At 41.9% G+C, this 15,478-nt stretch carries 12 protein-coding genes and 1 tRNA gene; 8 read left to right on the plus strand and 5 right to left on the minus strand.

Features of this window, described 5'->3' with window-relative positions:
* The first annotated feature begins 5 nt into the window (after nt 1-5).
* The 3 genes from PY092_RS04595 to PY092_RS04605 are packed head-to-tail and all read left to right on the plus strand — an operon-like array spanning nt 6 to nt 4,961.
* The gene (locus PY092_RS04595; protein WP_275614687.1) at nt 6-2,447 is read left to right on the plus strand and encodes a TonB-dependent receptor; all 2,442 of its coding nucleotides are present in this window, start codon (nt 6-8) and stop codon (nt 2,445-2,447) included.
* Between the two features lie 21 nt (nt 2,448-2,468).
* Nucleotides 2,469-3,455 carry a 3-oxoacyl-ACP synthase III family protein gene (locus PY092_RS04600; protein WP_275614688.1) on the plus strand — a complete coding sequence of 329 codons (987 nt, stop codon included), beginning with the start codon at nt 2,469-2,471 and terminating at the stop codon, nt 3,453-3,455.
* Nucleotides 3,456-3,467: 12 nt separating this feature from the next.
* Entirely contained in the window at nt 3,468-4,961 is a 1,494-nt protein-coding gene (locus PY092_RS04605; protein ID WP_275614689.1) for an AMP-binding protein, read from the plus strand.
* A 73-nt stretch (nt 4,962-5,034) separates the two neighbouring features.
* On the opposite strand, the gene PY092_RS04610 is transcribed toward PY092_RS04605, so the two are convergent.
* Nucleotides 5,035-6,807: an alkaline phosphatase gene (locus PY092_RS04610; protein ID WP_275614690.1), complete on the minus strand. Its 1,773-nt coding sequence runs from the start codon at nt 6,805-6,807 to the stop codon at nt 5,035-5,037.
* A gap of 224 nt (nt 6,808-7,031) precedes the next feature.
* Between PY092_RS04610 and PY092_RS04615 the strand changes: the two genes are divergently transcribed.
* The 5 genes from PY092_RS04615 to PY092_RS04635 all read left to right on the plus strand — a co-directional run bounded on the left by PY092_RS04615 (nt 7,032) and on the right by PY092_RS04635 (nt 10,939).
* A tRNA-Leu gene (locus tag PY092_RS04615) sits at nt 7,032-7,115 on the plus strand.
* A gap of 170 nt (nt 7,116-7,285) precedes the next feature.
* Complete coding sequence (locus PY092_RS04620; protein WP_275614691.1) at nt 7,286-8,185, plus strand: MerR family transcriptional regulator; 900 nt, start codon at nt 7,286-7,288, stop codon at nt 8,183-8,185.
* Between the two features lie 6 nt (nt 8,186-8,191).
* On the plus strand, nt 8,192-9,643 hold the full coding sequence (locus PY092_RS04625; RefSeq protein WP_275614692.1) for a phytoene desaturase family protein: 1,452 nt from the start codon (nt 8,192-8,194) through the stop codon (nt 9,641-9,643).
* Nucleotides 9,644-9,647: 4 nt separating this feature from the next.
* Entirely contained in the window at nt 9,648-10,490 is an 843-nt protein-coding gene (locus PY092_RS04630; RefSeq protein ID WP_275614693.1) for a phytoene/squalene synthase family protein, read from the plus strand.
* Nucleotides 10,487-10,939 (plus strand): sterol desaturase family protein, encoded by a 453-nt coding sequence (locus PY092_RS04635; RefSeq protein ID WP_275614694.1) that lies wholly within the window; start codon nt 10,487-10,489, stop codon nt 10,937-10,939. The genes PY092_RS04630 and PY092_RS04635 overlap by 4 nt, the downstream gene beginning before the upstream one ends.
* A 4-nt stretch (nt 10,940-10,943) precedes the next feature.
* Here the strand turns inward: PY092_RS04635 and PY092_RS04640 are convergent, their stop codons facing one another.
* The 4 genes from PY092_RS04640 to PY092_RS04655 form a co-directional block, all read right to left on the minus strand.
* Complete coding sequence (locus tag PY092_RS04640) at nt 10,944-11,510, minus strand: TlpA family protein disulfide reductase (RefSeq protein ID WP_275614695.1); 567 nt, start codon at nt 11,508-11,510, stop codon at nt 10,944-10,946.
* Nucleotides 11,507-12,067, minus strand: a complete 561-nt coding sequence (locus tag PY092_RS04645) for a TlpA family protein disulfide reductase (RefSeq protein ID WP_275614696.1) — start codon at nt 12,065-12,067, stop codon at nt 11,507-11,509. Before PY092_RS04645 ends, PY092_RS04640 begins: the two co-directional genes overlap by 4 nt.
* Nucleotides 12,068-12,147: 80 nt before the next feature.
* Entirely contained in the window at nt 12,148-14,415 is a 2,268-nt protein-coding gene (locus PY092_RS04650) for an aconitate hydratase (RefSeq protein ID WP_275614697.1), read from the minus strand.
* Nucleotides 14,416-14,520: 105 nt separating this feature from the next.
* Nucleotides 14,521-15,474 (minus strand): AAA family ATPase, encoded by a 954-nt coding sequence (locus PY092_RS04655; RefSeq protein WP_275614698.1) that lies wholly within the window; start codon nt 15,472-15,474, stop codon nt 14,521-14,523.
* Nucleotides 15,475-15,478 lie beyond the last annotated feature (4 nt).

The following is a 15,478-nucleotide window of genomic DNA, read 5'->3' on the forward strand; positions in this document are numbered from 1 at the left end:
AAACAATGAAACTTTTACAGACACTATTAGTATTGTTCATGGGTCTCACAGGACTGTTTGCCCAAGATGTTGCTGTAACCGGTACCGTTACCGATGACGAGGGAAATCCCCTTGAAGGTGCCAGCGTGTATGTAGCGGAGAGCAGTGTTGGAACCACAACGGACGCCAGTGGGCACTACGAACTGCTATTAAATCAAGGAAAACACATTATCCAATTTTCTTATATCGGATTTGCACCAGTGGCTAGACCCATAACGCTGGGGGCATCTGGCACCACCATCGATGTAAGTTTACAGGCCAGCATGAGCCTGGATGAAGTTGTCATCATATCTGGATCTAAAAAAGCTGAAAAAATCACAAGCTCCCCCGCAACCGTGGTGACCATTTCTCCAAGACAGATCAACGAATATGCAGGAAATCCAGCTGAACTGCTGGCCCGCAAAAAAGGGATTGACTATTTCAGGGCCGGTATTGCCACTCCAGCATTCAACGTACGTGGTTTCAATTCCAACTTCAACTCCAAAAACCTTCAGGTAGCAGATGGTCGCATATCAAGCTTGATCGCCACTGGGCTTCCCATGGGACCTTTAACCACAACCGTCAAGGAAGACATTGAGCAAATAGAGGTTGTATTGGGACCCAACGCCACCCTTTATGGACCCAATGCCCACAATGGTTTATTGAATACCATTACCAAAGACCCAAGAAGATATGAAGGCACCACCATTGCCACCAATTTGGGTGTGAACAGTGATGGTAATGGTTATTACTCGGGCAGGCTTCGATTCGCCAAAAAATTGAGCGATAAATGGGCCATTAAAGCCACTGGGGAATACACAAAAGCAACAGAATTCATTTATGCCGATTCCGTTTATATTGATAGGAATTTGGATGGAATTACCGAAGGTTACCCAGAATATGACCTGGATAACGATGTCAAGTTTTTCAAGACCGAAGCCAGTGCATATTTCTCACCAACAGAAGGCACGGACCTTATTGCAACTTACGGACATAGCAACAGCACATATTTATCTCCCACCAATGTGGGACGAAACCAGATCGTGGATTGGAGAATCAGTTTTGGTCAATTACGTTTTAAAACACAAAATTTCTTTGCACAGGTATATTATACCACAAGTAAAACCGATGACACCTATGCCATTGACGAACGGACCAAACAATATTACCGAGGGATAGATTCAGGACTTTCGGAAGAAGAAGCATCAGGAGAGTATTCCTATGCCAGTGGAGCCTTATTTGTTGATGATTCCAAACGTTGGAATGCAGAAATCCAATATTCCAACACACTCTTTGATGACAAACTGGAATTTGTGACCGGACTACAATGGCAATTGGACAAAGCGAACAGTCATGGCACCTATCTACTTGATGAGAATGAAGACGATTACATTGATGTATCCCAAATAGGTGGATACCTTCATTTGGATTATGATTTCGGAAATGGATTCCGAGGTATTGCAGCAACCCGTATCGACAACCACGAAATCTATGGCACTAATGTGGTTCCAAAATTCGGGGTGTTGAAAGAGTTCGACAAAGGAACACTGCGTTTTACATACGGACAAGGTATTGCCGCACCAACCATCCTAAACATGTACGGAAACCTATTCTCTGGTTTGATATTGGGTAACTCCGATGGTTTTACACTTACAGATGGATCAATGGTACCTGTACAAGGAGTTGAAAAGGTGGACACCTATGAAATTGGGTATCGCGGTACTCTGTCCCCTAAACTCTACGGTGATTTCAATGCCTATTATAACATCAACAAGGATTTCTTAAGCCCAGTTACCGTGGTAGGTGTGGCTACCCATAGAGGCGACACTCCCATTGAGGAAGTCCAATCCGGGTATGCATTTTACAACGGATTGGTCGCCACCTATATCAATTTTGGACGCGTGAACACCTATGGTGCGGACTTTGCACTAACGTATAGCATCTCTCCAAAATGGAGTGCAACAGCCAACTATTCCTACTTCGATTATTCCTTTGATGAGGATGACACAGAGAATGATTTTAACGGGGATGGAAACGTTGACTTCCTGGACTTCTTGATCAATGCTCCCACCAATAAAATTGGATTTGGAATTAATCATAGTGGGGAAAAGTTCTTCGGAGGACTATTTAGTAGATGGGTAGAGGAGTACAACTATTTCTCTAGCTACCAGATAGCTTCAGAAACTTTGCCCGGGTACACCTATAGAGGAACCCCCATTGTTGAAGATTCAAAAAGTACGGATTCATACAACTATGGTCCTCTGGGAGGTTTTGTAACCTTCGACCTCAACTTTGGTTACCACTTTAACAAAAACTTTACGCTATCATTTGCAGCCACCAATCTGTTCAATACAGAAATGAGGGAGTTCACAGCAGCTCCTCCAACCGGTGGCCTATATGTACTTGAGGCAAAATTGAATTTGGATTAACAAAACAATCAAATAGCATAGATGAAAAATGCAAAAATTATATCCTCGGGAATGTATGTTCCCGAGGACATATACCCTAATGCTTATTTCAATGAGTTGTTGGGTGAGGATGTAGATACTTGGTTGAGAGAAAATGTGGAAATCTTTGAACGAAGATGGTGCAAAGAGAATGAATCCACTGCTGATCTTTGCGAAAAAGCAGCCAATGCTGCATTGCAAAATGCAAATCTAAAAGCTTCAGATTTAGATTTGCTCATCATCTCCACGGATACTCCTGAATACATTTCACCATCCACAGCTGCAGTGGTACAAAACCGAATCGGTGCCAAAAACGCAGGAACATTTGATTTAAATGCCGCCTGTGCAGGATTTGTTACGGCAACGGAAACCGCAGCACACTACATCAAAAGTGGTGGATTGGACAAAATCATGGTCATTGGCGCCTATGGCATGAGCAAATACCTCAACAAAGAGGACAAAAAAACCGTGACGCTATTTGCAGATGGTGCAGGTGCTGTTATCCTGACGTCCACTGAGGAAAAAAATAAAGGGCATCAAACAGGAAAATTAATCTCGAAAGGTGAGTATGCCGATTGGATGGGCATTTATGCAGGAGGGACCAAAACCCCCATCGACCATAATGTTATCGACCATAAAGACCATCAACTTAAGTTCGTGAAAAAATTCCCCCCCGAACTCAATCCTCAAATGTGGAGCATGCTGGCCAACCAACTAGCGGAAAACATGGGAATAGGGGTTTCGGAAGTGGACCAGTTCTTAATCACACAAATCAACATAAATGCTATTAGGGAAACATTAAAAATATTGGGTGTGCCTCAAGACAAAGCATACACCGTAATGCACCATTATGGATATACGGGTTCTGCATGCATCCCCATGGCATTCCACCAGGCATGGGAACATCAGAAAATAAAGGAGGGAGACACCTTATTTTTTATTGGCTCTGGTGGAGGATTGGCCTTTGCCGCAAATGCTTTTATACTGTAACTTTAACAAATTATGATCAACACCTTTGATTGGTTCCAAAAATGGTCGGAATATACCCCTGACAAAATAGCCCTGAAAGATGCGGAGTCGGGCAGCTCCCTTACCTACAAACAAATTAACAATGCATCCAATAGCATTGCGCACTACCTCAAGGACAAACACCAGTTAAAAAAAGGAGATAGAATTGCCATTATCGCTGAAAATGATCTAACCCAAGTCTTACTTTTTGGAGCAGCACAAAAAATGGGAATTATTTTGGTGCCCATCAATTACAGATTGGCACACGCTGAGGTAGAATTTTTATTGGACAATTCTGAATCTGCTTTGGTACTTTATGATGAAAACTGTTATGATGTCCATGCATTAAAACATAAAGCCACTTATGAGCCTATTGCTCCTTTTATCCATTTTGTAGATGATGAAGGTCCTGATTATACAGCACAGTTACATGAAGATGAACCTATTTTCATTTTATACACCAGCGGTACTACAGGTTTTCCAAAAGGGACCTTGTATACCCACAAAATGCTCTTTTGGAACAGCATCAATACCGCATTGAGCCTGGTAATCAGCAGTGCGACCAAAACCCTTAACTGCATGCCCCTTTTCCATACGGGAGGTTGGAATGTATTACTGGCACCTGTATTGCATCATGGAGGGACCATAATTATGTTCAAAAAGTTTGATGCCGAGAAAATATTACAATCAATTGTAGCCGAAAAGTTGGATCTTTTTATGGGCGTGCCCACCATGTTGAAAATGATAGCCGAGCTCCCGGAGTTTGAATCTACGGACATTAGCTTTCTCAATTACATTATTGTTGGGGGCGAAAGTATGCCCGTTGGACTGATTCGAAAGTATCATAAAAAAAATGTCCCGATACGGCAAGGATATGGTTTGACCGAAGTTGGACCCAACCTTACCTCCTTGCACCAAAGTATGGCGGAAAAAAAACAAGGCTCCATTGGCAAACCCAATTTTTATGTTCAGGTCCGCGTAGTGGATGATAACGGTCACAAGCTTCCTCCAAATACACCCGGAGAACTATGGATTTCCGGACCTATGGTCACACCAGGGTATTGGAAGAACCCGAAAGCCTCCAAAGACAGTATTTCCGATAGATGGTTTAAAACAGGGGATGTGGCCATAATGGACGAAGAAGGCTTCATTTTTATTGTGGACCGAAAAAAACACATGTACATCAGTGGTGGGGAGAATGTTTACCCTGTGGAGGTAGAACGTGTACTATTACAACATGAGGCTATAAATGAAGCCGTTGTTTTTGGGATCCCTCACGAAAAATGGGGGGAATGTGGTGCTGCTTTAGTCGTAAAAGGAAAAGAAGTAAGTTCAGAAGAGATACGCAATTATTGCTTGGACAACCTTGCAAAGTTCAAAGTACCCTCAGAAATCCATTTTATCGAGTCCGTACCCAAAGGGGACACAGGTAAAATTGACCGAAAAACCATGAAAAAATCGTTTTTGGCCGAAAGAAATCTTATTTAAATTTTTTGCTCAAGTTTTGATCTCATTAGATAGTTTGGTCAAAAAAAGGGGTGGCATATATGCGCCCCTTTTTTTAATTTTTATCTAAAGCAGCTAAAATTTTTCTGAAAATATCGGTATTCTCATAAACCCCATTAAAATTTTTAGCTTGTGGCCCATAGGAAAACAAGGGCACCATGATACCCGTATGGTCAACGGTTAAAAAATCACCTTGAACAGTGCCATCTTCCAGACTGCCCCCGACAATTCCAAAACCAGAGGTTTCATGATCCGCTGTGATGATGACCAATGTATTTTTGCCGGTATCCGCAAACTTCAATGCCTCCGCAATGGCCCGGTCAAAGTCCAGCATTTCCCGCACAATATCACTTGTACTATTGGAATGGCCTCCGTTGTCAATTTGTGCACCCTCGACCATTAAAAAAAATGGTTGGTCCTCAGATTCTAGAACAGACAATGCTTTTGCCACGCTTTTGGGCAAGGCATCCCCTCTCCCATTAGAAATGGAGGGCACTTTGTTGTCCCCAAGGTAAATACCCGTGGGACCTATAAAGTCGTTAAAGGCTTCCATCTTTTTTGAAGTATATACCTCTTGAATGGATTTTTTGTACTTTTCTCCACCAGCGATAAAAAAATCCAATTGACTGCCTTTAAGGTCCTCTATCAATCCCGGGGTGTCATCCCGCTCCGCTCTATGGGCATAAAACGATGACGGTGTGGCCCCATAAATGGCATCGGTTGTCACAATAGCCGTATTGAATCCTTTGCTTCCAAGTACATCCACCAAATTAGTCATTGCATTATCCTCCGGATCTACTCCGATGGCTCTATTATTTGTTTTTGTTCCAGTTGCCATGGCAGAAGCACCTGCCGCAGAATCAGTAATCAAATCATCCGCTGAAGCAGTTTTGACCAAACCAATGTTTTTCAACCCGGTAACGGTAAGATTTCCTTTATTGGCAATCATGGCCGACGAAATTTGTGCCAATCCATTGCCATCCCCTATCATTAAAATGATATTGGTCGGTCTGGTATCTGCATCATATTCATATTTAGGTCGATACACATCAACAGTGTCCTCCAACTTGAAAGTGTTCTCATCAAGTTTATCCAGATACTGTTTGGCCCGTGCCGGTTTATCCGTATTGATGTAATCCACCCCTAATTTGGCCAAACGTGCCCAGGCTGTCTTAGTATCCGGGGTGGCCCAAAAACGGAATGGTTTTCCAGATGCTTTGGCCTTGGCTATGGCTTTTTTCACTTTATCTAAATCGGGAGCCGTCATTCTTCCATAGCCGTTCCAAACGGAATAATTTTCATAGCTGGAACTGATCAGGGCGACTTTGCTTAAATCCATGTGGTCCAGTTCCTCCAAATTCTGATGGTCGAACCAAATGAAATCAGGGTAATTTTGGTACTCTTCCGGTTGGGGACGATTTCCTGAAATCACAAATTTGATTTTATCTCCATTGATCAGACTGGGATAGGTCCGCAGTTCCTCTTCCAATTTTTCAAGAGTTGTATATGCCTCTGACTTGAAATCGATAAGTAATTGAAGCTCGCGGAGTTCTCCTGATGCCTCCAAATTGTTCAGTCTATCCAGATATAATTTGCCCAAGGTATGGCCCTCCATTATCTCATCTTCGGCATGGGTCACGTAGAGTATGCCATTCTTTAAGAATACATCGGCTTCAATGGAGGATGCTCCATTGCTGTACGCAAACCAAAATGGCAGTTCTTGCGCATAATCGTTATGAGAATGGACTTTGTAACTGGTTTGGCCATGAACATTTGTAATAGGACCGATCAACAATAAAAAAAAGAAAAACAGTAAGGCAGACTTCATTTGTGGTTTGATGAGGTTTTTAAGGGGTTGAAATGAATATGTTTGATGGATTCATGGCAAATACGAACAAAAATCGATAATTTCCTAGAGTGGGGATATTATGATTTTGTAAACTTTGGGCAATAACTTTCTTCTACCATTTCCATCAACTTACAAGATAAAATTATATTTAAATCCGCCCTTTTGTCCAAAAAAATTATATTTGCACACCGAAAATTCCAAAGGCCCACGTGGTGGAATTGGTAGACACGCTACCTTGAGGGGGTAGTGTTCGAAAGGACGTGCTGGTTCGACTCCAGTCGTGGGCACAGAAAAAGCCGCAATTTCTTGCGGTTTTTTTGGTTTCATACCTTACCAAAAGAATCCTTATACCCTCCCCAAGTTGCTGATATCCATAAAAAAGAATCTAAATTTTATGATAAAAAACTAGGATAGCTTCTTTTAAATTGTAAATTTGTTTAACGTTTAATTGAAAATTATGAACAAAGTAAAAAGTTCTTTTAGTATTCGTGACATGGAAAACCTTTCAGGCATAAAGGCGCATACCATTCGCATTTGGGAAAAAAGATACAATTTATTCAGCCCCGAAAGAACGGATACCAACATTAGAACTTACAACCTTGAAAGTCTTCAGAAATTATTGAACGTTACTTTACTCTATAATAATGGGTACAAAATTTCCAAAATAGCCCAGTTGTCCGAGAAGAAAATACCTGCACTTGTCAATAAAATCGTTTCGCAAAAAAGTGGGAATAACCACACCCTCAACTCCTTAAAGATGGCGATGCTCAATTTCGACCAGTCAATCTTCTTAAAGACCTACAACGAACTCATGAAGGAAAAGTCGTTTATGGAAATTTTCAATGAGGTCTTTATCCCTTTATTGAACGAACTTGGTTTATTATGGCAAACAAATACCATAAGTCCGGCCCACGAACATTTCATATCTAATTTAATCAAGCAAAAAATATACATACACACCGAAAAACTACTACTGGAGCAACCTAGAAAGGGAGATGATGTGTATGTACTTTTCCTACCGGAGAATGAGATACATGAATTAGGTCTCCTCTTCATCAATTACCAACTAGCACTTCAAGGGCACCAAACCATTTATTTGGGTCAATCAATGCCCATTGAAAACCTTAAAGACCTTTTGAAATATTACAGCAATATAAAATTCATTTCCTACTTTACCGTTTCACCTCCTGCGGACAGTCTTGATGATTATTTCGAACAATTTACAGAACTACTCAAAAAATCTCCCGGCTCCAAACTGTATGTTTTGGGACATCAAATTCAGGAAGTCGATGCGGACAAACTGCCCAGCTCCATTGAAATATTCAAATCCATAGACGAACTAGTGGAAAACCTTTAAACTACAATGGAAAAAGTAATTGTCATTGGTTCTGGTTTTTCATCCCTTTCCGCCTCATGTTATTTGGCCAAAGCGGGATACGAGGTCGAAATGTTCGAAAAAAATGCTACTGTTGGTGGCCGGGCCCGGCAATTGGTAAAGGACGGGTTTACTTTTGATATAGGTCCGAGCTGGTATTGGATGCCTGATATTTTTGACAAGTTTTTTGCAGATTTCCATAAAAAGACCTCAGATTATTATCAGCTGGACAAGTTGAACCCCGCGTATAAAATCTTCTTTGAGGATGATATCATTACCATAGGGGATTGCATGGAAAATATATGTTCCGAGTTCGAGCGCATTGAATCGGGAAGTAGCGAACATTTAAAACAATTTATAGACGAAGCCCAAGAAAATTACGATATCGCCATCAATAAAGTGGTACTTCGCCCTGGACTTTCTCCTCTGGAACTGGTAACCAAAGAAACGGTTTTAAAGGTGGACCAATTTTTCAAAACCATCAGTCAACAGGTCCGCAAACGGTTCAAAAACCCAAAACTGGTGTCCACTTTGGAATTTCCCGTTCTATTCTTGGGAGCAAAGCCGAACAAGACCCCATCCTTCTACAGTTTCATGAATTTTGCCGACTTTGGGCTGGGCACTTGGCATCCAAAGGGCGGTATGTACGAAATCATCAAGGCCATGAAAAGTTTAGCCGAAGAATTGGGGGTCATCATACATACCCAAAGCCCTGCAAGTCATATTCTCGTCTCGGACGGAGAAGTTTTGGGCATTCGCAGTAAAGGAACCAACCACTTGGCGGATTATGTGGTAAGCGGTGCTGATTACCATCACACCGAGACTTTATTGGACAAAAAATACCGGCAATATTCCGAGGAATACTGGGATAAGAAAACCTATGCTCCATCCTCACTGCTGTTTTACATCGGTTTCGACAAAAAATTGGAGAACATCGAACATCACAACTTGTTCTTTGACACCGATTTTGAAAAACACGCACAAGAAATCTATGACGAGCCACAATGGCCAACCAATCCGTTGTTCTATGCCAATTTTCCATCCGTGACAGATGCATCAATGGCGCCAAAAGACCAAGAAACGGGCTTTTTTCTGATTCCGATAGCTCCGGGATTGGAAGATACTCCACAACTCCGAGATCAATATTATGATATTGTAATGGACCGATTTGAAAAATTAACCAAGCAAACTGTAAAAAAATCAGTGATTTTTAAGGAAAGTTTCTGTGTCAATGATTTTGTGGAGCAGTACAACTCCTATAAAGGTAATGCCTATGGTTTGGCCAACACCTTGCGCCAAACCGCTTTTTTACGACCTAACCTCAAAAGTAGCAAGGTAAAAAACTTGTTCTTTACCGGTCAGTTGACCGTTCCCGGCCCAGGGGTTCCACCATCCTTGATATCCGGCAAATTGGTGGCTGATTTAATCATTAAAAAGTAAAAAGATGAAAACTATTTTTGACGATGTATCCTACCGCTGCAGCAAGATTGTAACCCGATCTTACAGCACCTCTTTCTCTTTGGCCACCAAAATGTTGGCTCCATCCATACGCGCCGACATCTACAACATTTATGGCTTTGTACGCTTTGCGGATGAAATCGTGGATACTTTCCACGAATACGATAAAGCAAAATTGTTCGATGCCTTTGAAAAGGATATGGAGCAGGCCCTAGAGGACAAAATCAGCTTGAATCCCATATTGAATTCCTTTCAGCATACCTTTCATAAATATGATATTCCGTATCATTTGATAGCGTCTTTTATGAAGAGTATGCGAATGGACCTCACAAAGAAAAATTACGAGACTTTTGATGAATACCGTCAATACATCTATGGTTCCGCCGATGTGGTAGGGTTGATGTGCCTTTGTGTATTTGTAAAAGGGGATAAAGAGAGGTACGAAGAACTGAAGGAGTCCGCCATGGCATTGGGTTCCGCTTTTCAGAAAGTGAACTTTTTACGCGATTTAAAAGCCGATTTTGAGGGCTTGAACCGAACTTATTTCCCCAATACCAACCTATTGGAACTGGACGAAGCATCCAAGAAACGTATCGTCAATGAAATCAAAGCGGATTTCGCCCTTGGCTATTCAGGTATCGTAAAATTGCCAGAGCAAGCCAAATTTGGGGTATATACAGCATACAGGTATTACAAAAAACTACTTCAAAAGCTGCAGAGCACTCCTCCTTTGGAAATCAAGAACTCCAGGATTAGGGTGCCCAACTACCAGAAATTTGGTCTTTTGGCGCAATCTTATGTAAATTATAAACTACAATTGGTACAATGAAAGTAGCACTCTGGATATTGATTTTTTTGGCAACCTTCTGCCTTATGGAGTTTATGGCGTGGTTTACCCATAAATACGTAATGCACGGTTTTCTATGGAGTCTGCATAAGGACCACCACAAAAAAGACCATGACTCGTGGTTTGAGCGAAACGATGCCTTCTTTATTTTTTACGCCTTTGTAAGCATGACCTTATTCTATTTGGGCAGCTACACTTCTTTTTGGTATGGTTGGCCTTTGGGCTTTGGTATCTTGGCCTATGGCATTGCTTATTTTACCGTGCATGATATTTTTATCCACCAACGGTTCAAAATATTCCGGAATGCCAATAATTGGTATGCCCGTGGAGTTCGCAGGGCCCATAAAATGCATCACAAGCATCTAGGGAAAGAAGATGGGGAATGCTTTGGCATGTTGGTCGTTCCCTTCAAATATTTCAAGAAGAAATAGTTGTTTATTCTGCCACTAAGTCGTCCAACAAACTTCGCGTCTTATCCGAATTCCAATTGGCCGCCCCTGTTTTGTCAACCACAATTTTTCCCTGTCTATCAATAACATAGGTAACAGGTATAGTACCGCTAGCTAATTTCCGTGGCGTATAGGATGCTTGAAAGTATACAGGCAATTCATACCCTTTTTTTTCTAGAAAGGCCACCACCTTATCCTTTTCATCATTGGCCACAAAGGCAAAAGTGACCTTGTCCTTATAATCCGAATACAATTCTGCGAAACCTGGCAATTCGGCTACACAAGGGGGGCACCATGTAGCCCAAATGTTTATTACAACAACCTCCCCTTCTTTGGATTGAAGGTTGAATGACCTATCTTCCAAATCAACCAACTCCCAATGATAATTTTCTAAAATAGCCTGTTCATTTTCATCCTCGATATTTGGTGTGATTACTCTCGCAAGAACCTTGTTGAACAAAACCCTTGCATGAAAACCTATTGGGGTAAAAAGGATGAGCAATATGGCCAATATCCATATCCCATTGCTGATCTGTTCTTTAGTCAATTTCATTCTGTAATCAATTTATCCAACAGTTTATATACTTTTTTTGTGTTCCAATCCGAGATTCCCTCTTCGTGTATCACAATATTCCCTGATTTATCAATCAAGTAGGAAGATGGTACTTTACTGGTATCCACGGCCGTTTTATCCCCAATGATCAAATAGGTTACGGGGAAAGTAAACCCGTGCTCTTCCATAAAGGCTTCTACAGGTTCCCGCTCCTCATTCGTAATGATATAAAAATCCATCTTGCCTTTGTATTTGTCGTACAATTCTTGAATACTTGCAAGTTCGGCCTCGGAAGGTAATCGCCATGACGCCCAAAGATTGATCAGGATCACATTCCCTTTAGACCCTTCAAAATTGAAAAAATTCCATTCCCCATCCTTTAGTCTCCAATCATAATCGGTAATTTTTTGCTGTTCCGCTTTTTCAATCACAGATGGCGAAAAAGCAAATAATCTGTTCAGCCAAATTTTTCCATAGTACCCGATGGGCGTTAAAAAAAATGATAGGACAAAAAGAATCAATACTATATTGAGAACGGTCTTTTTATTGATTTTCATGAATTGTTATTTCTCAAAAATTAAAAACTCCTGATATCTTTAACAACATCAGGAGTTTTCACAGATTATTTTAGATACGATTAAGCATTCTGTTTCTTGATCAAGTTCAAGGCCGAACCTTCGTTAAACCACTTGATCTGCGCATCATTGTACGAGTGGTTTGCCATAATGGTGTCCTTGCTTCCATCAGCGTGCACCACTTCTATGGTCAAAGGTTTGTCCGGTGCAAACTCAGCTGCATCAACAATGTTGAACGTATCGTCTTCTTGAATCAAATCGTAATCGTTCTCATTGGCAAAGGTCAAGGCCAACATTCCTTGTTTCTTCAAGTTAGTCTCGTGAATCCTTGCAAAAGACTTTACCAATACAACGGCAACGCCCAAGTGTCTTGGTTGCATCGCCGCATGCTCACGTGAAGAACCCTCTCCATAGTTATGGTCTCCCACAACAACCGTCTTAATACCTTCTTTTTTGTATTCACGTTGCGTATCTGGAACTCCTCCGTACTCACCTGTCAATTGGCTTTTTACCAAATTGGTTTTTTGGTTGAAGGCGTTTACAGCTCCAATCAAGGTATTATTGGCAATATTGTCCAAATGCCCTCTAAAACGTAACCAAGGTCCCGCCATGGAAATGTGGTCCGTTGTACATTTTCCGAATGCCTTGATCAAAAGTTTCATTCCTTGAAGGTCACTTGCTTTGATCGGCTCAAAAGGTGTCAGTAATTGCAAACGCTCCGAACCTTCGGCCACGATTACCTCTACTCCACTTCCGTCTTCACGGGGTTCTTCGTATCCATTTTCCTTAACTTCAAAACCTTTTGGTGGCAATTCCCATCCTGTTGGTTCGTCCAACATCACTTCTTCTCCATCTTCGTTGATCAACTTATCCGTCAATGGGTTAAAGTCCAAACGACCAGCAATGGCTATGGCAGCGGTCATTTCCGGTGAGGCAACAAATGCGTGGGTATTAGGGTTACCATCGGCACGCTTTGCGAAGTTTCGGTTGAAGGAATGCACAATGCTGTTCTTCGGTGCATTCTTTGGATCCTTATAACGGGCCCATTGACCTATACATGGTCCGCAAGCATTTGTAAAGATCTTGGCATCCAATTTTTCGAATATCTCCAAGATTCCGTCACGCTCCGTGGTATATCTTACCTGTTCTGAACCTGGATTGATACCAAATTCAGCTTTTGTCTTCAATTTTTTGTCCAAAGCTTGCTGTGCAATGGATGATGCTCTCGACAAATCTTCATAAGAAGAGTTGGTACAAGAACCTATCAATCCCCATTCAACAGCCAGTGGCCATTCATTTTCCTCTGCCTTTTCCTTCATTGTCCCCACTTCTGTTGCTAAATCTGGAGTAAATGGACCATTTAGAAGAGGCTTTAATTCCGAAAGATTGATTTCTATTACTTGATCGAAATACTGCTCTGGGTTGGCATAAACCTCTGGGTCGGCGGTCAAATGTTCTTTTACCTTGTTGGCTTCATCGGCAACATCTTCCCTATCGGTAGCTCTAAGGTAGCGCTCCATGGATTCATCGTAACCAAAAGTTGATGTGGTCGCTCCAATTTCCGCACCCATATTACAGATAGTTCCTTTACCTGTACAGGACATGGAAGTTGCTCCAGGCCCAAAATATTCTACAATGGCCCCTGTACCTCCTTTTACGGTAAGAATCTCGGCCACTTTCAAAATAACATCTTTAGGTGCGGTCCAACCGGATAGCTTTCCGGTCAACTTTACACCGATCAACTTAGGGAATTTAAGCTCCCAAGCCATTCCTGCCATTACATCCACAGCATCTGCTCCACCAACACCTATGGCCACCATTCCCAATCCACCTGCATTAACGGTATGGGAATCTGTCCCGATCATCATACCTCCAGGGAAGGCATAGTTTTCCAAAACCACTTGGTGAATAATTCCAGCACCTGGTTTCCAAAAACCGATTCCATATTTGTTTGATACAGACCCCAAAAAGTCAAAAACCTCTTTGCTTGTCTCGTTGGCGTGCTTTAAATCCGTGGCTGCACCTTCTTTGGCTTGAATCAGGTGATCACAGTGAACGGTTGTTGGCACGGCCACCTTATCTTTCCCTGCTTGCATGAACTGCAACAAGGCCATTTGTGCTGTTGCATCTTGACAAGCGATTCTGTCGGGGGCGAAATCAACATAATCCTTGCCTCTTACAAAGGCTTTTTCGGGTTTACCGTCCCAAAGGTGAGAGTATAGTATTTTTTCGGAAAGTGTCAGGGGCTTGCCCACCAACTCACGGGCTTTTTCTACGCGCTCACCCATGGTGGCGTAGACACCCTTAATCATGTCTATATCAAATGCCATTCTACAATTGAGTTTTTTAAGATTTTCGTAATTCGGTAAATTTACTAAATCGTGAAGTATTTTGGAATTAGAATCGCACTAAATAAGCGTTGACTTTCTTATTTTTTACAACAATTCCGTGATAATTTTTTCTTCAGTGATACCTTCAGCCTCAGCTTTGTAGTTTTTTAGTATCCTATGACGAAGTATTCCCAAGGAAACTGCTTTGACATCCTCGATGTCCGGAGAGAACTTTCCATTGATGACTGCATGGGCCTTGGCACCCAAAACCAAGTTCTGCGATGCTCTGGGTCCAGCCCCCCAATCGATATAATTTTTCACATAATCGGATGCACCTTCCTGCCCCGGTCTAGTCCTATTGACCAACCTTACAGCATAATCCACAACATTATCGGGCACGGGTATCCGTCTGATCAAATGTTGCACTTCGATGATTTCGTCCGCATTGAACAGTGTATTTATCTGAACCTCATCATCCGTGGTTGTTGATTTTACCACTTGAATCTCTTCTTCCACCGAAGGATACTTCAATTCGATGGCAAACATAAAACGGTCCAGTTGTGCTTCGGGCAACGGATAAGTCCCTTCTTGCTCTATGGGGTTTTGGGTTGCCAGCACAAAATAGGGTCGATTGAGCTTGTATTGCTTTCCCGCAATGGTCACAGCCCGCTCCTGCATGGCCTCCAGCAAAGCTGCCTGTGTTTTGGGTGGTGTCCTGTTGATTTCATCCGCCAGGATAATGTTTCCAAAAACTGGTCCCATAATAAATTTGAAGTTGCGGTTTTGATCCAATACCTCACTGCCCAAAATATCACTGGGCATTAAATCGGGAGTGAACTGAATTCTTTTGAAGTCCAATCCCAAGGTCTGCGCAATGGTATTGACCATCAAGGTTTTTGCCAAACCGGGCACACCGATCAGCAGGGAGTGCCCTCCCGTGTATATGGATAGTAGTATTTGTTCGATCACCTCTTCTTGGCCCACAATGACCTTGGCAATCTCTTTTTTTAGTTCCTGATGTTTTTTTACCAGATTTTCTACCGCAACTACATCCGACATACAA

It is taken from the genome of Flagellimonas yonaguniensis, from assembly GCF_029193885.1.
In the GTDB taxonomy this organism is placed as follows: Bacteria; Bacteroidota; Bacteroidia; order Flavobacteriales; family Flavobacteriaceae; genus Flagellimonas; species Flagellimonas yonaguniensis.